The sequence below is a fragment of the Niveispirillum sp. genome, assembly GCF_052437035.1.
In the GTDB taxonomy this organism is placed as follows: domain Bacteria; phylum Pseudomonadota; class Alphaproteobacteria; order Azospirillales; family Azospirillaceae; genus Niveispirillum.
Genome location: NZ_JBQVOH010000002.1, coordinates 810634 through 830027 on the forward strand (window position 1 = coordinate 810634; position 19394 = coordinate 830027).

Genomic DNA, 19394 nt, shown 5'->3' on the forward strand with positions numbered 1-19394 from the left:
CAAGAAGGCCAGGCGACCAGGGGTCAGCGGGCCGCGACCGCGACCGCGACGCCAGCCATCAACCCGCCGGTGGCACGGTTGACTGTCCGCATGCGTTCCGGGGTCGCGATGAAGCGCCGCGCGCTGTCGGCCAGCATGGCATAACCCGTCATGATGCCACCCAGCACCACCACCATGATGGCGCACAGCTCCACAATGGCCAGCGGCGTGACCGCCTGCAGCGGGATGACCTGTGGCAGGATGGCCAGGAAGAAAACCATGGTCTTGGGATTGCCCAGGGTCAGGCCCAGACCACCCAGCACCAGCTTGAAGCCCTCGCCCTTGATCTGCGGCTGTTCGTCGATGCCCTTGGCCGGTGCCCGCCACAGTTTCCACGCAAGATACAGCAGATAGGCGGCACCGGCATATTTTATGATCGTGAAGACAATCTGGAAGCTCTGCGCCAATACCGCCAGCCCGCCCACCACCAGGGCGAACCAGACAAGATCGCCGATCACGATGCCGGCGATGAAGGGCAGAGTGCGTCGCGTACCGCTGCCCATGGCGCGTGCCACTACGGCGGCCACGCCGGGGCCGGGGGAGGCGACGGCAACGGCATAGATGCCGACAAAAATCATCAGGGCGGTCAGTTCCATGGCACGGCACCCGCAAACAAGGTTTCAGGTGTCAGATTACCATGGAAACCGGTCAGAACCGCAATGTGAAGACGGAACCCCCGTCGGGATCGGGGGACAGGTTGATGCTGCCGCCATGGGCCAGCATCACCTGGCGCGCCAGGGACAGGCCAACGCCGGACCCGTCGCGCTTGGTCGTATAGAAGGGGATGAAGATCTTCTCTGCCACGTCTGACGGGATGCCTGGCCCATTATCGCCGACATTGATGACGACATGCCCGCCCTCGTCCAGATGGGCGGTGAGGCGGATACGGTGGTCCCCCTCACGCGGCTCCATATCGCGCATGGCCTCAACCGCGTTCTTCAACAGGTTGATCAGCACCTGTTCCACCATGTCGGCGTCGGCCACCAGTTCAAGCTGCGGCGGCAGGACCAGCACCTCCAAGGTCACGCCATGGCTCTGCGCAGCCGGTGCCATCAGGCGCTGCAAGCGTTCGGTGATCTCCTTCACCTTGATGCGCGACAATTGCGGCTTGGGTACCGAGGTGAATTGCCGGTAGCGTTCGACGAAGCGCAGCAGGCTGTTGGATCGGCGGGCCACCGTATCGATGGCCATTTCCGCGTCCTGCATCTCCTCCACCAGATCGCTCTGCCCTTCGATCTTTTCCTTCAGGTCGGCCAGCACCCCCTGTGCCGTGCGGGTCAGGGAGGAGATGGGGGTCAGCGAATTCATCATCTCATGCGTCAGGACCCGCACCAGATCCTGCCAGGCCCGGACCTCCGTCGCCTCCAGATCGCCCGCGATATTCTGCAAGGACAGGAGCAGCCGGCTTTCCCCGCCGAGGATCAGCTGCGTCGCCGTCACGGTCAGTTGCTGCGGTCCCACGGAGCTGCCGGCAGCGACCCGGATCAGGGTCCGCGTGCCCGGTGTCAGGCGGCGCAGGGCATCGGCGATCAGCACACCATCCGTCGTCCGGCGGCTCAATTCCTCCGGCCCCAGCAGGCGGTGGGCGAAATTGTTCAGCAGTTCGACGCGCCCATCCTCGTACACGGCGGCAAGCGCCACCGGCACATGGTTCAGCATGGCGTTCAGGTAATCGGCCTGCCGTTCGGATGTGGCGCGACTGGCCCGGAACTTATCCATCACCTGGGTGATCGACGCACCCAGCTCATCAAAGGCCGAGCCCTGGCCCAACTGGCTGAAGGTCTGGCTGAAATCGGAATGGGCGATGGCGCCCAGGAAGCGTGCGACCTCGCGGTTGGTCTTGGTCACGGCGCGCAGCAGCCCGCCCACCTGCGCCAGGATGGCCAGGGCGACCAGAAAGCTGGTGGCGCGGTATGTCGTCTCCACCAGCATGATGCCGAGCAACATGGATGAAAGGGCTAGGAACGCCACCCGCAGCGTGACATTCAGCTCGAACCGCCTATAGCCCATGCTTTTCCATCCGGCGATAGAGGGAGGCGCGGGTGATGCCCAGATCCTGGGCCGCGTGGCTGATATTGCCCTGATGCTTGGACAGGGCCTTACGGATTGCCTCGCGCTCCACCGCCTCTAGGTCCAAGGTGTCAAGGACAAGCGTGCCCGCCGGTGCGGCAGCCGGCGCTGACGCAGCCACAGGCGCGGCGGGCGCCTGTCCGGCGGTCGACGGCAGAGAGAAATCCTCCGCCTCCAGCATCGGCCCGCCCGACAGGATCATGGCGCGTTCCACCGCATGACGCAGCGCGCGGACATTGCCGGGCCAGCGCCAGGCCATCAGGCGGGGCATGGCCGCCGCTGACACTTTCTTGGCCGGCATATTGTATTTGCGGGCATAGATGGCGACGAAATGGTCGATCAGGGCGGGGATATCGTCCGCCCGGTCGCGCAGCGGCGGCAGGTGCAGTTCGACCGTATTGATACGGTAGAGAAGATCCTGCCGGAACACGTCCTCCCGGCCCAACTGGTCCAGCGGCATGTTGGTGGCGCTGACCAGACGGACATCAATGGGGATCGGCTTGGTCCCGCCCACGGGGATCACCACCCGCTGTTCCAGCACCGACAGCAGCTTGGATTGCAGGTACAGCGGCAAATTGCCGATTTCATCCAGGAACAGCGTGCCGCCATTGGCCGCGACCAGACGGCCAACCCGGTCTTCCTTGGCGTCGGTAAAGGCTCCCTTCTTGTGGCCAAACAGCTCACTCTCGAACAGGCTTTCAGAGACGGAGCCCAGATCGACCGACACGAATACCTGCGTCGCGCGCTTTGACCGGCGGTGGATTTCCCGCGCGATCACTTCCTTGCCCGTCCCGTTCTCACCCAGGATCAGGACATTGGCCTCCGTCGGGGCGGCGCGGTCCAGCAGCGCGAAGATGCGGGCCATGGCGGGGGCCGACCCGATAATGGTATTGGGCGTGCCATCCAGGGCGACGCTGGCCAGTTCCTTGGTCGTCGCCGCCGATTGCTGCGCCTCCCGCTTTGATGCGGTCAGTTTCAGTGCCGATGACAGGGTGGCCAGCAGTCGCTCATTCTGCCAGGGTTTCAGCACGAAATCGGCAGCCCCCTGCTTCATGGCCTCCACCGCCGTGCCGACATCGCCATAGGCGGTGATCAGCACCACCGACAGGGTCGGGTCGATCTCCACAATGCGTTTCAGCCACTGGAAGCCCTCGCGTCCCGTATTGGCTCCGATAGCGAAATTCATGTCCAGCAGGACCGCGTCGAAGGTGCCATCCTTCAATAGTTGCGGGATGCGGTCTGGCCGTGGCTCGGTGTGGCAGAGGATGCCTTCACGTTTCAGCATCAGGCGGGCGGCAACAAGGATATCCTCGTCATCGTCAACGATCAGAACGCGCGGCTGCTCGGCCATGTCTCACCAGAACGCAATGGAACTGTCCGGAAACGTACAGTCTTTGTCGATTGATGGCGAGGGGTTATGGGTTTCGGGGCCGGCGCCACAGGCTGACATGTTTTGGCACCGTATTTACCGTCCGGAAACAAAATGCCCGTCGCCGGCGGCGGTGGTAGAGCTATCTTGTGACCCAAATAATCCCAATGGCAGAGGGTAAGGCGATGATCGAACTGACCATCAATGGCAAGGCACACCGGCTGGATGCCGATCCGGACATGCCGCTGCTCTGGGCCATCCGGGATATTGTGGGTCTGACGGGCACCAAATATGGCTGTGGTGTCGCGCAATGCGGCGCCTGTACCGTCCATGTCGATGGCGTCGCCACCCGTTCCTGCTCCATCCCGCTGGAAGCGGTCGCCGGGTCCAAGGTCACGACGATTGAGGCGCTGGGCGGCAATCACCCGCTGCAAAAGGCGTGGGAGGAATTGCAGGTGCCCCAATGCGGCTACTGCCAGTCCGGTCAGATCATGTCCGCCGCCGCCCTGCTGACGGATACGCCCAAGCCGACCGATGCCGATATCGATGGCGCCATGGATGGCAATCTCTGCCGCTGCGGCACCTATCCGCGCATCAAGGCCGCGATCAAGCGCGCCGCCGGCGTCGCGTCCTGAAGCAGGAAGGGAGGATTAAGCCATGGATAGCCATCTGATCCGCAATACCGACCTGTCCCGCCGCGCCCTGCTGGCCGGGATGGGCGGTCTTGCCGTCGCCATCACGCTGCCCCTGCCGGTCCTGGCCCAGAATGCGCCGCCGGCCCCGCCGCCGCTGGGTGCTGCTGCTGCCGGTGCCAATGCCCAGGCCGGCATGGTCACCGCCCATCTGGTTGTAAAGCCGGACGGCAAGGTCGTCATCATTTCCCCCACCACGGAAATGGGGCAGGGCACGCACACGGCCCATGCCGCCATCATCGCCGATGAGGTTGGGGTGGATTTCGCCGCCGTATCGGTTGAAACCGCCATTCCCGCCGATGCCTATCGCTGGGGCGGGTCCATGGGGTCGGGCGGCAGCCAGGGTGTGCGCCGCTGGAACGATCATCTGCGCAAGGGGGCGGCCCAGGCCCGCGCCGTCCTGATCCAGGCGGCGGCCAACCGCTGGCAGGTTGATCCCGCCACCGTCACTCTGGATAATGGCCGCCTGACGCATGCACCGTCCAAGCGCAGTCTGGGGATCGGGGAGGTTGCCGAAGACGCCGCGAAGCTGACGCCGCCCGATAATCCCACCCTGCGCGATCCCAAGACCCGGCGCTATGTCGGCAAGGATATCCCCCGCCTGGACATTCCGCCCAAGGTGCGCGGCGAAACCATCTACAGCATGGATTTCCGCCTGCCCGGCATGCTCTATGCCTGCGCCCGCCTGAACCCCGTCTTTTACGGCGACGTTGCCAGTTTCGATGCCGCCCCGGCCCTGAAGGTCAAGGGCGTGAAGAAGGTGGTGAAGATCACCGGTGGCGTGGCCGTGGTGGCCGACAGTGTCTGGGCCGCCATGAAGGGTGCGGATGCCGTCACCGTCACCATGGCCCCGTCGCCCCAGGATGGCATCAACAGCGCCGCCCTGACCGCCGCGATGATCGAGGGGTTGGGCGCCGACAACGCCATTCCCGCCACTGAACGCGGCGATCTGGCTGCGGCCCTGAAATCTGCGGCCAAGACCGTTATCGCCGATTACGCCGTGCCCTATGTCTGCCACGCCCCGATGGAGGTGTGGAGCTGCACGGGCCTGTTCAAGGATGGCAAGCTGGAACTCTGGGCGCCGACCCAGGTGCAGGACCGTTCCCGCCGCACCGCCGCCAGCACGCTGGGTATCGATGCGGAGGCGGTGAAGGTCAACACCCTGATGCTGGGTGGCGGCTTTGGCCGGCGCCTGATGGATGAAGGCATCCCTGGTGCGGCCCAGGTCGCCAAGGAACTGGCCGGCACGCCCGTCAAGTTCTTCTGGCGGCGGGAGGATGAGTTCGACCGTGGCTATTACCGCCCGGCCCAGATGGCCCGCCTGACCGCGTCGCTGGACGCCAAGGGGGAAGTGACGGGCATGGCCATCCGCATTTCCGGCCCGTCTATGCGTGCCGAATTTACCCCCGGCAGTGTGAAGGAGACGGACCTGGACGGTTCCTCCGTGCAGGATCTGTCGAACCTTCCCTATAACCTGCCCAATTTCAAGCTGGACTGGGCGCGTCGGCATGTGCGCGTGACAACGGCCCCCTGGCGGGCCGTGGGCGCCACCCATAATGCCTTCTTCCTGGAATGTTTCATTGACGAACTGGCCGCTGCTGCCGGCAAGGACCCGGTGGCCTTCCGCCGGCAGTTGCTGGCCGGGAACAAGCGGGCGCTGGCCGTGATCGATCTGGTGGCCGCCAAGTCGGATTGGGGCAAGAAGCTGCCCAAGGGCCATGGCCAGGGCATCGGCTTCTTCGCCAGCTTCGGTTCCCTGTCAGCCCATGTCGTGGAAGCGTCGGTATCCGACGGACAGCCGAATATCCATAAGGTCACGACGGTGCTGGATTGCGGCGATGTCGTCCTGCCCGATGGCGCGCGCAGCCAGATGATGGGGGGTGTGGTCATGGCCCTGTCGGCGGGCCTTTATGAGGCGGTGACGGTGAAGGATGGCCGCGCCGAACAGCGTAATTTCGACAGCTACCGCCTGATGCGCCATTCCGAAGCCCCGCCCGTCATCGACGTGCATTTCATCAATTCCGGGGAGGCGCTGGGCGGTGTCGGCGAACCCGGCCTGCCGCCCACCTTCCCGGCGGTCGCCAATGCCCTGTCGGCGGCTACGGGCAAGCGGCTGCGCCATTTGCCATTGGTGGAGGCGCTGCAGGTCTGATCAACCCCGCAGCACCCATATCTTCAACATCGGTCGGCCCTGGTGGCGTTCCCATTTCGGGTTCAGCGCCACCAGGGCATCATTGCCCAGAACATCGCGGCTTTGCTCTACCGCCAAGCCGGCGGCATGGGCTGCCGTTTCCACATCCGCCACACTGTGCGGATATCCGGCCAGCGCCACCTCCTGCCCATCCTCATCCTTGAAATGGGCGAAGGTGCCGGTGGCGGTGCGGTCGGGATGGATTTCAGAGATGTAGAAGGCGGCACCCGGCTTCAGCAGCGCCTTCACCCGCGCGAAGAACCCCGCCAGGTCACCGATATGTTCGATGACCAGGGCGGTCAGCGCCGCATCGAACGGCCCACCGGGAATGTCGATCCCGGCCATCACGTCGCCCTGTATCAAGGTGACAGGCAAACCTGCCAGCTTCAGTGCCGCCTGTTCCAGCATGCCCGGTGACAGGTCCACCCCCGTCACCCGATTGCCGGCCCTGGCCAGCTTCAGCGTATGCCGTCCCGTACCACAGCCGATTTCCAGCACATTCATGCCGAACAGATGCGCCCAGAACGGCGGGAAGGCCAGATCGTCGGCGGCTACCGTCGGGTTGGGATAGGCGTCATAAAGGCGTGACCAGCGGTTATAGCCGGCTTCATTAGTGGAAACGGTCTGGTCGTGATTGGAATTGGTCATGGCGTGCGTCCCCTGTTTCCCGTTTACCGGTACGGAAAGGGGCGTAGATTTAGGTCCGATGAGCCGGAAAGCAGCGCCACTGCGGGGCTGAAATTATCCAGCCCCGCAGGAATGGTCAATCCCGTTTACTTCCGGTCGATACGGACCAGCTTGCCATCCGTCCCCGGTGCTTCGATCAGGGCATAGAGCCGTCCATCCGGACCCTGCGCCACATCACGGGTGCGCGGCAGTTCGTTTTCCAGAAGGCGTTCGGTCGCCACCACTTTTTCGCCCTCCACATCCAGACGCGCAATGCCGCCGGCCAGAAGCCCGACAATCAGGTCGCCGCGCCAGAAGGGCAGGGAGCCGCCATCATAGAAGGTCATGCCATTCACGGCCAGCGACGGCACAAAATAAAGCTCCGGTTGCACCATGCCGGCCTTTTCGGTGCCTTCACCGATCTTCAGGCCCAGGCCGTAGGTCTTGCCATAGGTGATGACGGGCCAACCATAATTGGTCCCCGGACGGATGATATTGATCTCATCCCCACCCTGCGGCCCATGCTCGCTTTCCCAGATCAGGCCAGTGCCCGGCTGCGTGGCCAGACCCTGCGGGTTGCGGTTGCCATAGGTGAAAATCTCCGGCAGCGCATCGCTGCGGCCCGCGAACGGGTTGTCGGCAGGCACGGTACCGTCGCGGTTCAGGCGGAACACCTTGCCGGCGGCATCCATCAGGTCCTGCGCCCGGTCCTGCGACCCGCGCTCCCCGATGCTGAAATAGATATGGCCTTGATTGTCAAAGGCGAAGCGGCTGCCAAAATGGAAGCCGCTATCGACCAGGGCGCCCTTGTAGAGGACCTTCATGTCCTTCAACGCGGGGCCATCATCGGTGAAGCGGGCGATGACGGTGCGGTTGCCCTTGTCCTGATCGCGCGGCTTGGCGTCCGGCCCCTTCTCCGCCTTCTCCATGAAGGAGAGATAGACGTAGCGGTTCTGGGCATAATCGGGGTCCAGGGCGATATCCATCAGGCCGCCCTGCTTGAACTCCTCGATCTTCGGCAGGCCGGCAACCGGTTCCGGCAGCAGCTTGCCATCCTTCACGACGCGCAGATTGCCCGTACGCTCGGTGACCAGAATGCGACCATCAGGCATGAAGGCGATGGACCAGGGCGTGTCCAGCCCCTCTGCCACCACCGTCACCTTCACATCATGCCGGTTCTTGGGCGCCGGAAAGGTGGTGAACTCCTTGGGTGCGGCAAGGGCGGCGGTGCCGGTCAGCAGGGTGACGGCAAGGGCGGCCAAGGCCTTCCTGGTCAGGGACATAAGGGCAATTCTCCCGTCGGAACATGAACTTGCCCGCAATGTGGTGTGTCCGCCCCCTTCTGCCAAGGGCAATCACGCTTCCGGTCGCGTCTGAATGGCCACCGTCAGACGTTTTTGGATGTCGGTCAGCGATACCGGCTTCACCAGATAGCCAGATGCCTGATATTGCACCGCCTGTTTCACCAGATCGCTGGTGGCGTGGCTGGTGACCATCACGATGGGGGTGGTGGCGATATGCTTGATATCAACGGAACGGATACGCTGCAAAACCTCGATGCCGTTCACCGGCTCCATCTCGATATCGCACAACACCGCGTCTGGTTTCAGGCGCGTGATGGAGGCGATGGCCGCCTCGCCATTCTCGGCCTCCGCGATCATGCGCACGCCCGCCTGAAACAGCAGCCGTTTCAGGATACCGCGATAGAACTGATCGTCATCGACGATCAGGACCTTCAGCTTGGCGAAATCCACATCGGCCATGGTGCCGTCACCCTTTCACAAGTCTGATTTGATGGCGCAGATCCTCAAAGGCCGGCGCGATGTTCCAACGCAGGTCCTGAGCCATATCCTCGTCCCCCTGTTTCAGGGCCGCCTCGATCCGCGCGAACAGGTCACCCAGCGCAACGGCACCCACGCCATTGGCAGAGCCTTTGAGGGAATGGGAACCATCCTTGGCGGATTTCAGGTCGCCATTGTTCAGCGCCTCTTCCACGGCGGACGCCCGTGCCTCCGCCTGTACTAGGAATTCGTCCAGAAGGGCGATGGCCTCGGCATCCAGATGCCCGAACATTTCCTTCAACCGGTTGGGATCGAAGATGGCGGGATCGGTTTCGGCCTTTGCGACGGGTGCGGTGGGGGCGGGGGCCACAGGTGGCGCGTGTTTGGCTGACACACGCCGCCGCATCTCCGCCGTCACCGGCGCCCAGCGCAGGATGGCGGCTTCCAGCTTGGCCAGTTCGATGGGTTTGGTCAGGTAATCATCCATGCCGGCATCACGGCACTTCTGGGCGGCATCGCTGACGGCATCGGCGGAAAGCGCGATGACAGGCACATGCCGGCCATCGGCGGCGGCACCCTCATCCACCCGGATGGCGCGGGTCATGTCATACCCGTCCATTTCCGGCATGTGGCAGTCGGTGACGACCACTCCGAACCGGCCCGTGCGCCACGCCGTCAGCCCTTCCAGGCCGTTGCCCGCGATCTCGGCGGCGAAGCCCAGCTTGCGCATGGCCTGCCGGATGACGATCTGGTTGGTGGCATTATCCTCTACCACCAGGACCAGGGCGCCATTGGCCGCCGCCACCTCCACCTCCGGCGCCTGCCAGACGGTTTCGCTGCTGCCCGTGGTGGCGGTGATGTCCAGGGAGGCGCGGCCATCGGCGGCGGCCACCACCTTGATCAGGCGGGCCTGTCGCACAGGCTTGGGGATGGCGGCGAAGATACCCTTGGCACGGCCCGCCTCCGACAGGGTGGAAACCAGCGATACCGGCGCGATCAGCACTGTGCGCGTTCCCCCCGTACCGTCCGCCAGCCCCAGCCGGCGGGCGATATCCAGCCCGACCCCGTCGCCCGGATAGGCATCGATCAGGATGGCGTGGAAATGCATGCCGTCGGCGGCGGCCTGACGCAATGCCGTCAGGGCCGATGCCTCGTCCGCCATCTCCACCATTTCCGCCTCCCGCGCCGTCAGGGTGCGGGTCAGGCTGGCGCGTTCTGCCGGAAGACCGCCCAGGATGGCGACCCGCAGGCCCCACAGCGACGGTTCATCCGCCGCCCCTTCATCCGCCTGGCCTTCGTCCAGGTGCAGCTCGAACCAGAAGGTGGAGCCTTCACCCGCCTCCGACGTGACACCGATGGTCCCCCCCATCAGTTCCACCAGACGGCGGCAAATGGACAGGCCCAGACCGGTCCCGCCAAAGCGGCGCGCCGTTGACCCGTCGGCCTGGGCGAAGGGCTGGAACAGCTTGGCTTGCTGCTCCGGCGTTAGGCCGATGCCCGTATCCACAATCTCCGCCCGCAGACCGACCTTGCCTTTGCCCGCATCGGGCATGCGGTTCAAACGGACGGTCACGCCGCCATGTTCGGTGAACTTGATGGCATTGCCGGTCAGGTTCAGCAGGACCTGACGCAGGCGCGTGGGATCGGCCACCAGATGGCGGGGTAGGGCAGGATCGACATCAATGGTCAGGGCCAGGCTCTTTTCCTCCGCCCGGCGGGCCAGAAGATCGCCCACCCCCTCGGCCAGGGACAGGATGTCGGTATCGATCCATTCGATATCCAGCTTGCCGGCCTCGATCTTCGAGAAGTCCAGGATATCGTTGATGATGGTCAGCAGTGCGCCGCCGCTGTCGCGCACCACCTTCACCATGCCCTGCTGATCCTCGTTCAGCGGGGTATCGGCCAGCATTTCCGCCATGGCCAGCACGCCATTCATGGGCGTGCGGATTTCGTGGCTCATGGTGGCCAGGAAGGTGGATTTGGCACGGGTGGCCTGTTCGGCCTCGTCCCGTGCGCGGGCCAGATCCAGGTTCGTGGCGGCCAGGATGTCGGACTGTTTGCGGATGCGGGCATCGGTGCGGCGGCGGAACTCCATGCCGCCGATCAGTCCCAGCAGCAGCAGCGCCACCAGGATGGGTGGCGTGCTTTCCCGCATGACGGCGTGCAGATGGCCCGTGCCATCCTGCGCCATCACCATGCGCCAGGGCGATTTGCGCAGGATATGGCTGGTGAAGGTCCAGCCATCCTTCTCCAGGCGCATCTGACCGTCACGGCTGATCGTCTCCTGGATAGCGGCCTTCAACGCGGCCTCTGGCGGATGCCGACGCCCCTCGCCGTGCGAGATGCCGATGACCTGCCCGTCGGGCGCCACCAGCGCCAGCGTGCCGAACCCCGCCGGAAACCCGTCCAGCAGGGAGGAGAGATAGCCGACCGTCATATCCAGGGCGACCACGCCCAGATGCCGCTCGCCCTGATAGACGGGCATGCCGATGGTCGCCATCATGCCCTTGCCGCCATCATCCTCATACAGTTTGGAAAAGAACAGCTCCCCCGATGGGTTGTTGGCGGGCAGCGAGGCCTGGAAATACTCCATCTCCAGGTCTTTGTCCGCGAAGGTCAGTTCCGTCGACGCGACATAAGGATAGACAAAGCTGAACCGGCTCGCGGAGATGTAATACACCCAGGGGATATTGGGCAGCCGGCGCTGCGCCTGGGAAAAGGCGGTGTGCAGCGAAAGGGCCGCCTCCATCTCCGCTTCGAACGCAGGGCCGCGATTGGCCAGCCCGCCCAGACCCGTCATGTTGCCGACAAGGTCCCGTTCATAGGGGGTGGGTGGATTGTCCAGATGGTAGGAACCATCGTCCCCCGTCTGCAAGGCGCGGCGAAGGGGGGAGGGCGGGGCGCCCGACACCGCCTTGACCAGCCCTTCCTCCATCTGCGCATGCATCAATTCCAGGAAATCCAGTGCCGTACCCACAGCCTGTTCCACGCGGCGGGTCACATCGACGCGCGCCGTCTGACGCTGTTCCTCCAGGCGCTGATTGGCTTCCGCCATCTGCAGCCAAAGGAAGGTGACGACGGCGGCAATGGCCGCCACGTAAAACAGGAGATGCCGTACCGGTATTCGCACGTCCCGCGCCCCGTTCTCTATCTTCGATAGTGAACGGACCATAAAAATCGCGAAAATTCAACCAGGCGTTCTGTTTACCGGCGCCACATGGTCACATGCGGGATGCCACCATCATCATAGGGCGGTCCTTCGGCGACAAAACCGAAACCGGCATAAAAATCCGCCAGGTGCTGCTGCGCGCCAATCTCAATCGGTTGCCCCGGCCAAGTCCGGTCCATGAAGTCCAGCCCTTCTTGAACCAGTCGCCTGCCAAGCCCCGTGCCGCGCCCCGCCGGCCCCACCACGATACGCCCGATGAAGGCCGGGCTGTCGCCATCTGGGCCACGGGCGCGCAGATAGGCGACAAGCGCACCTGCCGGATCGGTGATCAGCAGATGCTGACAAAACGGGTCCAGCCCGTCCAGGTCGGGATAGGGCGACTGCTGCTCCACGATGAATACATCCTGGCGGAAGCGCAGCATGGCGTAGAGGCCGGCGATGTCGAAATCGTCGAACCGCTGCCAGCAAAAATTCAGTTCACTATTCATCGCCGGTTGCTCAACAGGACGGCCAGCTTCTCCCGCAGGCCCACCACCGTTACCGGTTTGGCGATAAAGGCATTCACGCCCAGGTCACGGGCCTTCAGCACCATGTCCTTCTGGGCATGGTTGGTCAGGAAGATGACGGGTGTGCGCCGGCCCAACTCTTCCTTCTGCCGCAATTGCTGCAGGAAGGTCAGCCCGTCCATGGGCGCCATCTCGATATCGCAGATGATCACGTCGGGCTTGCGTTCCAGCGCCAGGGTCAGGCCGCCGGTTCCTTCATCCGCCTCAAAAATCTGATTGAATTCAAGCTGCTTCAGGATACGGGACACGACGGTCCGGATGAAGGCCTGATCCTCAACGATCAGGGCATTCATACGGCTGAAGCTGCTGAAACCCGCCATCGCACTTTTCCCCATGGACGCGCATACATACGGGTTCTTGCGACCCCGTACCGCCCTAGTTGACTACAAGGCGTCGATGGCGGCAACCACCCGATCAATCATGCCGGGTATTTTCAGGGCATTTGTGCGCGCATCGGCATAGTCCCCCTGCTTTAGGGAGCGTTCGATAGTATCGGCCAGGGCGCCAAGCGCGGGGGCGCCCCCATTCTTCGCAACACCGGCCAGGGCATGAATGCCGCGCCGTGCCGCGTCCATATCGTCGCTGGCAAAGCCCTTCTCCGCCTCTGCCCGCAGGGTGTGGAGAGAGCTGGTGAACTCCGCCAGGAACCCGCGCGCATCATCATCCAGGCCGCCGAACAGATCGATGGTCATGGCGGGGTCGAAGATTGCGGCTTCCGCCGGGGTCGCTGCCGATGCCGCTGTCTGCGCCGCTGTTCCCAGCCAGCGTGACAGGCAGCGTTCCAGCTGTGTCAGGTCCAGCGGCTTGGACAGGAAATCATCCATGCCGGCATTGATGCAGCGCTGATCCTCACCCGCCATGGCATTGGCCGTCAGGGCGATGATGGGCAGACGCGGCAATCCGTCCTCGGCCTCCCGCGCCCGGATGGCGGCGGTCAATTCATACCCGTCCATCACAGGCATGTTGCAGTCGGTCAGCAGCAGACCATGCGCGCCCGGACGCCAGGCTGCCAGTGCCGCCGCCCCGTCGGCATGGATTTCAACCGCGAATCCAAGGATCGACAGCTGGCGGCTGATCACCATCTGGTTCACGCGCTGATCCTCTGCCACCAGGATCAGACGGCCCAGGGCCGCTGCTTCCTCGGGGCTGGGGGCGACGACGGCCGCGCGCGGTGCGGAAGCGGTGACCGGTGTGCCGCCGGCCAACCGGTTGGCGGCGACGGCAACGGCCCGGAACAAGGCGGACCGGCGCAGGGGACGGGCCACCAGCTGCGTTCCCGCTGGAATGTCGCCCGACCGGCGCGAATCCGCATCGGCAATCACGACGGCGGGCAGGGGCCCCTCCGGCACCGGCCAGGGGGCACCGCTGCGCCCGGCACAGATGACCAGATCCGCCGATGGCGCGCCTGCATCCATGGGCACCGCACCCGCCTGCACCAGATAGGCGCTGACCGTCTGCGCCAGTTCCGGTTCGGCGATATCGAGTGCGACATGCAGGCCGGCAATATCAGCAGAACCTGCCGCATCCGATGCCCCCTGATCGGACACTTCCAGATCCAGCGTGAACCAGAAGGTAGAGCCATGGCCTGGCACACTGTCCAGCCCGATATGGCCCTTCATCAGTTCGATCAGGCGGCGGCTGATGGACAGGCCCAGGCCGGTACCACCGAAGCGGCGGCTGGTCGATACTTCCGCCTGGGCAAAGGGTTGGAACAGTTTGGTCTGCTGATCCGGTGCGATGCCGATGCCGGTATCGGTGACGGCCACACGGATGCGGGCCACGCCGGGGGCTGCGTCGGGGTGACGTTCCGCCCGGACCATGACACCGCCCTGTTCGGTGAACTTGATGGCATTGCCGGTCAGGTTGAACAGGATCTGGCGCAGCCGCACCGGATCACCCATCAGCGCGGTCGGAATGGCCGGATCGACATGCAGATCGAAGGACAGGCCCTTCTTGCGCGCCGCCGGGGCCAGCGTGTCGGCCACCCCCTCCATGATGGTGCCGATATCGACCGGATGCCGGTCGATATCCATGCGACCGGCCTCGATCTTCGAGAAATCCAGGATATCGTCGATAATGCGCAGCAGGGCGCCCGCCGAATCCTGCGCCGTCAGCAGCATGTCGCGCTGATCGGCATCCAGCGGCGTATGGCCCAGCAGTTCCAGCATACCCAGCACCCCGTTCATGGGCGTGCGAATTTCATGGCTCATGGCTGCCAGGAAGCTGGATTTCAGCTTCGACGCGCTTTCGGCCATGCGGGCGCTGCGGATATTGTCATAGGACCGCAGGCCCGTGATGATGGTGATGAACAGCTTTTCCGAGGTCAGCTCGGTCTTCGACTTATAGTCGTTGATGTCATAATTGACGATAACATCCCGCACGGGGGCCTGGCCCGGCTGACCGGTGCGCAGAATCAGGCGCGTATCGGTATTGGCAAACTCCTCACGGATGCGGCGCGCCAGGCGCAGGCCGGCATCATCCGTCTCCATCACAATGTCTAGCAGGGCGACGGCAATATCCTCGCGCCGGCGGAAGACATCATCCGCCTCATTCCCCGACCGTGCGGTCAGCAGTTCAAGCGGGCGGTCCTTGTAACGCAGCTTGGACAGGACCAGCCGCGTCATGATGTGCACCTCCTCATCGTCATCAACGACCAGGACGGGCCAGGGCGGCAGAGGCGGCGGGGGGGCAGGGGCCGCGGCGTTCACGCCCTCTGACGCGCCGAACAGCGCATCATCATCTTCCGGGGCGAACAGGTCATCCGCGTCATCACCACCCATGAATGCACAACCTTCCCTGCGAACCTGTCGCGCACTATGCGTAACCAAGTCTAAACGCAACGTTAACCAACAGTCTCGTGGCAAAGCGTCTGCGTCAGCAATGCTAGCAGCATATCAGGGCTTTATGTCGATTTCCCGTGCGAACGCGACAGGGGACTTGCCCCTGCCGCGCGTTTCGGCTAGGCGTGTGCCTGACGGAAGTGTGGCCGAGTGGTTTAAGGCAGCGGTCTTGAAAACCGCCGTGGGGCAACTCACCGTGGGTTCGAATCCCACCGCTTCCGCCACCTTTCTCCTTGCATATCCCCGATCACCAGCGCCGCTTGGCCGCACCGAACGGCGGGCGCTTGACCAATGGTTTTGGCGGCGGGGGTGGGGGAGGTGGCGGCGGAGGGGGCGGAAGATCGGCCGTCACCCTCTCTCCGGCGGCCATCTGGGCCAGCGCCTGCATCAGGGTGCGCGCGCCCGCCATGCGGGTTTCGTCCGAATCCCAGGGACGCAGGAAGACCAGCTTATGGTCTGTGGGCCGCAGCTTGGCCGTGCCCGCCTGCTTCTGGATGAATTCCACCAGCTTGGCCGGATTCTTGAAGCTGTTATTGCGGAAGCCGACGGTGGCCCCCTTCGGCCCCGCGTCCAGATTGGAAACACCCGCCTCCCGGCACAGGCGCTTGATCTCCATCAGGCGCAGCAGATTATCGACCTCCGGCGGCATCTTGCCGAACCGGTCGATCAATTCCACGCCAAACGCCTCCACCTCCTCCTTGCTGTCCAGGTCGGACAGGCGGCGGTAGAGGGTCAGGCGTACGCCCAGATCGGGGACATAGCTTTCGGGGATCAGGACCGGCATGCCCAGCGCGATCTGCGGCGACCAGGCATCCTCTGCCACTTGCAGGTCGGACAGGCCACCGCGCGCCGCCTCCACCGCCTCTTCCAGCATCTGCTGGTAAAGCTCCACGCCGACCTCACGGATCTGGCCCGACTGTTCCTCGCCCAGCAGGTTGCCGGCACCTCGGATATCCATGTCGTGGCTGGCCAGTTGGAAGCCCGCGCCCAGGCTGTCCAGCGTCTCCAGCACATGCAGGCGCTGCTGCGCCGTGGCTGACAGGACCGTCTTGGGCTGATAGGTCAGATAGGCGTAGCCGCGCACCTTGGACCGGCCCACGCGGCCCCGGATCTGGTAAAGCTGCGCCAGACCGAACAGGTCGGCGCGGTGGACGATCATGGTGTTGGCGCGCGGAATGTCCAGACCGCTTTCAATGATGTTGGTGGCCAGCAGCACGTCATATTTGCCATCGTCGAAGGCCGTCATCACGTCCTCCAACTCCGTCGCCGCCATCTGGCCATGGGCGGTGATCAGCTTCACCTCCGGCACCAGTTCTTCCAGCCGGACGCGCACCTTCTCCAGATCCTCCAGGCGTGGGCAGACATAGAAGCTCTGCCCGCCCCGGTGATGTTCGCGCAGGATCGCCTCGCGGATCACCACGGGATCGAAGGGCAGGACGAAGGTGCGCACGGCCAGACGGTCGACGGGCGGTGTGGCGATCACCGACAATTCGCGCACACCCGACAGGGCCAGTTGCAGGGTGCGCGGGATCGGCGTGGCCGACAGGGTCAGCACATGCACATCGGTGCGCAGCTCCTTCAGCCGCTCCTTCTGCTTCACGCCGAAATGCTGTTCCTCGTCCACGATGACCAGGCCCAGGCGCTTGAAATCCAGGCTTTTGCCCAGCAAGGCATGGGTGCCGATGACGATATCGACGGTGCCGTCGGACACACCCTGCTTGGTCAGGTTGGCGTCCTTCGTGGTCACCATGCGCGACAATTGGCCGATACGCACCGGCAGGCCGGCAAACCGCGCCTCGAAGGTGCGGGAATGCTGCCGCGCCAGCAGGGTGGTCGGCACCACCACCGCCACCTGACGGCCCGCCATGACGGCCAGGAAGGCGGCACGCAGCGCCACCTCCGTCTTGCCAAAGCCGACATCGCCGCAGATCAGGCGGTCCATCGGCTTACCCGATCCCATATCCTCGATCACATCATCGATGGCCCGCAACTGGTCGTCCGTCTCCGCATAGGGGAAACGGGCGCAGAACTCGTCCCAGGCGCCATCAGGGATCGGCACGGCATCGGCCCGGCGCAGGGCGCGTTCGGCGGCGATGCGCAGCAACGCGTCGGCCATATCCTTCAGACGGCGCTTGACGCGGGCCTTGCGCGATTGCCACCCGACGCCGCCCAGCTTGTCCAGCGTAGCGCCCGCCTCCTCGCTGCCATAGCGGGACAGGACCTCGATATTCTCCACCGGCACATACAGCTTGTCGCCACCATCATAGATGATGCGCAGGCAATCATGCGGGGCGCCGCCAACGGTCAGCGTCTCCAGACCATCATATTTGCCGATGCCATGATCGATATGGACGACGAAATCGCCGGGGTTCAGCGATGCGGCTTCCGCAATGAAATTGGCGTTGCGGCGCTTCTTCTTTGACCCGGCGCGGACCAGACGGTCGCCCAGGATATCCTGTTCGGTGATGACGGCCAGACCGGGGGCCGTGAAGCCATGGTCCAGCGGCAGGACGATCAGCGCCGCGGTCCCCTTGTCCAGCGTCAGAAGATCGGCCCAGGCATCCACGGCCTTCAGCCGTGTCAGCCCATGTTCTTTCAGCACCGACAGCAGACGGTCGCGGGATCCGGTCGTGTAGCCGGCGATGACGGGGGTGCGGCCGTCGCGGGTCAGCGCCTCGATATGCTCGCGCAGAACGTCATAGACATTGACGCCGGACTGCACGCGGGCATCGGCAAAATCGCGGCCCTTGCGCCCGCCGCCATCCACCATGTCCTTGTTGGATGTCTCCCCCTCAATCGCCGCGAAGGGCGACAGTTGCGCCACCGCGCGCACGGCCAGATGCCGGTCGAACGTGTCACCATCCAGGAACAGCAGGGAAGGGGGGATGGGCTTATAGGCCGGATTGCCGGATTTCTTCTCCGCCTCCACCATGGTGCGGCGGGCATTATAGAAATCCTGGATCTGCTCCAGCCGCTCATCGCGCGCCTGCTCGACATTGGGGTCCAGCGTCACCGACGCATCGGGCAGATAATCGAACAGGGTTTCCATGGAACTGTGGAACAAGGGCAGCCAATGTTCCATGCCCGCATGCTTGCGCGCTGCACTGACCGCTTCATACAGCGGATCGTCATCCATGACGGCCCCGAAATGCTCCCGGTAGCCGGTGCGGAAGCGCTGGATCGACATTTCGTCCAGGAACACTTCCGACATGGGCGTCAGCAGGAAACCGTCGCGCTTATCGACCGTCAGCTGGGTCATGGGATCAAAGCTGCGCACCCCGTCCAGATCATCGCCGAACAGGTCCAGGCGCAGCGCCTCCCCACTGCCGGGCGGGAACAGGTCGATGATGCCGCCCCGGATGGCGAATTCGCCCGGTTCCCGCACCGTCTGCGCGCGGATATAGCCGTTCTGCGACAAGAACCGTTGAAGCTCCGCCACATTGATGCGCGATCCGACCTTGCCGGCAAAGCTGGCATTACGGAAGGCAAGACGGGGGGGAAGCTTCTGCACCACCGCATTGACGGTGGTCAGCACCAGGAACGGCTTGCCGGTATTGGGGCGCAGCAGCCGGGTCATGGTGGTGATGCGCTGTGCCACGATCTCCCCATTGGGGGAGATACGGTCATAGGGCAGCACGTCCCAGGCCGGGAAATGCAGCACCTCCACGTCCGGGGCGAAGAAGGACACCACCTCTGCCAGCCGCGCCGCGCGGGCATCGTCGCTGGCGATATGCAGCAGGCCCGCCGACCCGCCGCGTTTGGCCAAGGCCGCCAGCAATCGCGCATCCTGCCCGTCCGGCGCGCCGGACAGCAGCATGCGGCGCGGATGGCCCAGGTTAAGGGCGATGTCGGGCGTGGGGATCATGCTCATGACAAGGGGGCTTCACGGCTATCGGCAAGGATGCGGCGGGTATAGCAGGGTTTGTGGCCGATGGGAACAAAAGGGGGACGTGTTGCCGGTGCGATTGGACGCCACCAAGGCTCGGTGTGTTGTCCGAACGATGGGTTGTG

General features: G+C 64.2%; 13 protein-coding genes and 1 tRNA gene. 3 read left to right on the forward strand and 11 right to left on the reverse strand.

The features are described from left to right. Positions 1-23 precede the first annotated feature (23 nt). Genes ACT6Q8_RS08860 through ACT6Q8_RS08870 form a run of 3 tightly spaced genes read right to left on the reverse strand, consistent with a single transcriptional unit; the run spans position 24 to position 3460 of the window. Positions 24-635 carry a LysE family translocator gene (locus ACT6Q8_RS08860; protein ID WP_054168688.1) on the reverse strand — a complete coding sequence of 204 codons (612 nt, stop codon included), beginning with the start codon at positions 633-635 and terminating at the stop codon, positions 24-26. 52 nt (positions 636-687) lie between these two features. Further along, positions 688-2049, reverse strand: a complete 1362-nt coding sequence (locus ACT6Q8_RS08865; RefSeq protein WP_054168687.1) for a sensor histidine kinase — start codon at positions 2047-2049, stop codon at positions 688-690. Then, positions 2039-3460, reverse strand: a complete 1422-nt coding sequence (locus tag ACT6Q8_RS08870; RefSeq protein ID WP_444733232.1) for a sigma-54-dependent transcriptional regulator — start codon at positions 3458-3460, stop codon at positions 2039-2041. The genes ACT6Q8_RS08865 and ACT6Q8_RS08870 overlap by 11 nt, the downstream gene beginning before the upstream one ends. Positions 3461-3663: 203 nt before the next feature. Between ACT6Q8_RS08870 and ACT6Q8_RS08875 the strand changes: the two genes are divergently transcribed. Further along, positions 3664-4113 (forward strand): (2Fe-2S)-binding protein, encoded by a 450-nt coding sequence (locus tag ACT6Q8_RS08875; protein ID WP_444733233.1) that lies wholly within the window; start codon positions 3664-3666, stop codon positions 4111-4113. A gap of 22 nt (positions 4114-4135) precedes the next feature. Continuing rightward, positions 4136-6322 carry a molybdopterin cofactor-binding domain-containing protein gene (locus tag ACT6Q8_RS08880; RefSeq protein ID WP_444733234.1) on the forward strand — a complete coding sequence of 729 codons (2187 nt, stop codon included), beginning with the start codon at positions 4136-4138 and terminating at the stop codon, positions 6320-6322. Here the strand turns inward: ACT6Q8_RS08880 and ACT6Q8_RS08885 are convergent, their stop codons facing one another. The 7 genes from ACT6Q8_RS08885 to ACT6Q8_RS08915 form a co-directional block, all read right to left on the reverse strand. Further along, on the reverse strand, positions 6323-7009 hold the full coding sequence (locus ACT6Q8_RS08885) for a class I SAM-dependent DNA methyltransferase (protein ID WP_444733235.1): 687 nt from the start codon (positions 7007-7009) through the stop codon (positions 6323-6325). A gap of 125 nt (positions 7010-7134) precedes the next feature. Beyond that, positions 7135-8310: a PQQ-dependent sugar dehydrogenase gene (locus ACT6Q8_RS08890; protein WP_444733236.1), complete on the reverse strand. Its 1176-nt coding sequence runs from the start codon at positions 8308-8310 to the stop codon at positions 7135-7137. A gap of 72 nt (positions 8311-8382) precedes the next feature. Further along, on the reverse strand, positions 8383-8790 hold the full coding sequence (locus ACT6Q8_RS08895) for a response regulator transcription factor (RefSeq protein ID WP_054168683.1): 408 nt from the start codon (positions 8788-8790) through the stop codon (positions 8383-8385). 7 nt (positions 8791-8797) lie between these two features. Further along, entirely contained in the window at positions 8798-11938 is a 3141-nt protein-coding gene (locus ACT6Q8_RS08900; RefSeq protein ID WP_444733237.1) for an ATP-binding protein, read from the reverse strand. 74 nt (positions 11939-12012) lie between these two features. Further along, positions 12013-12465, reverse strand: coding sequence for a GNAT family N-acetyltransferase (locus ACT6Q8_RS08905; protein ID WP_054168681.1), 453 nt, complete (start codon positions 12463-12465; stop codon positions 12013-12015). Beyond that, complete coding sequence (locus ACT6Q8_RS08910; RefSeq protein WP_054168680.1) at positions 12462-12863, reverse strand: response regulator; 402 nt, start codon at positions 12861-12863, stop codon at positions 12462-12464. Before ACT6Q8_RS08910 ends, ACT6Q8_RS08905 begins: the two co-directional genes overlap by 4 nt. Positions 12864-12926: 63 nt before the next feature. Continuing rightward, positions 12927-15323, reverse strand: a complete 2397-nt coding sequence (locus ACT6Q8_RS08915) for a response regulator (RefSeq protein WP_444733238.1) — start codon at positions 15321-15323, stop codon at positions 12927-12929. A gap of 196 nt (positions 15324-15519) precedes the next feature. On the opposite strand from ACT6Q8_RS08915, the gene ACT6Q8_RS08920 reads away from it, so the two are divergent. After that, a tRNA-Ser gene (locus ACT6Q8_RS08920) sits at positions 15520-15607 on the forward strand. Positions 15608-15630: 23 nt separating this feature from the next. Here the strand turns inward: ACT6Q8_RS08920 and mfd are convergent. Beyond that, positions 15631-19254: a transcription-repair coupling factor gene (gene mfd, locus ACT6Q8_RS08925; RefSeq protein ID WP_444733239.1), complete on the reverse strand. Its 3624-nt coding sequence runs from the start codon at positions 19252-19254 to the stop codon at positions 15631-15633. Between the last annotated feature and the right edge of the window lie 140 nt (positions 19255-19394).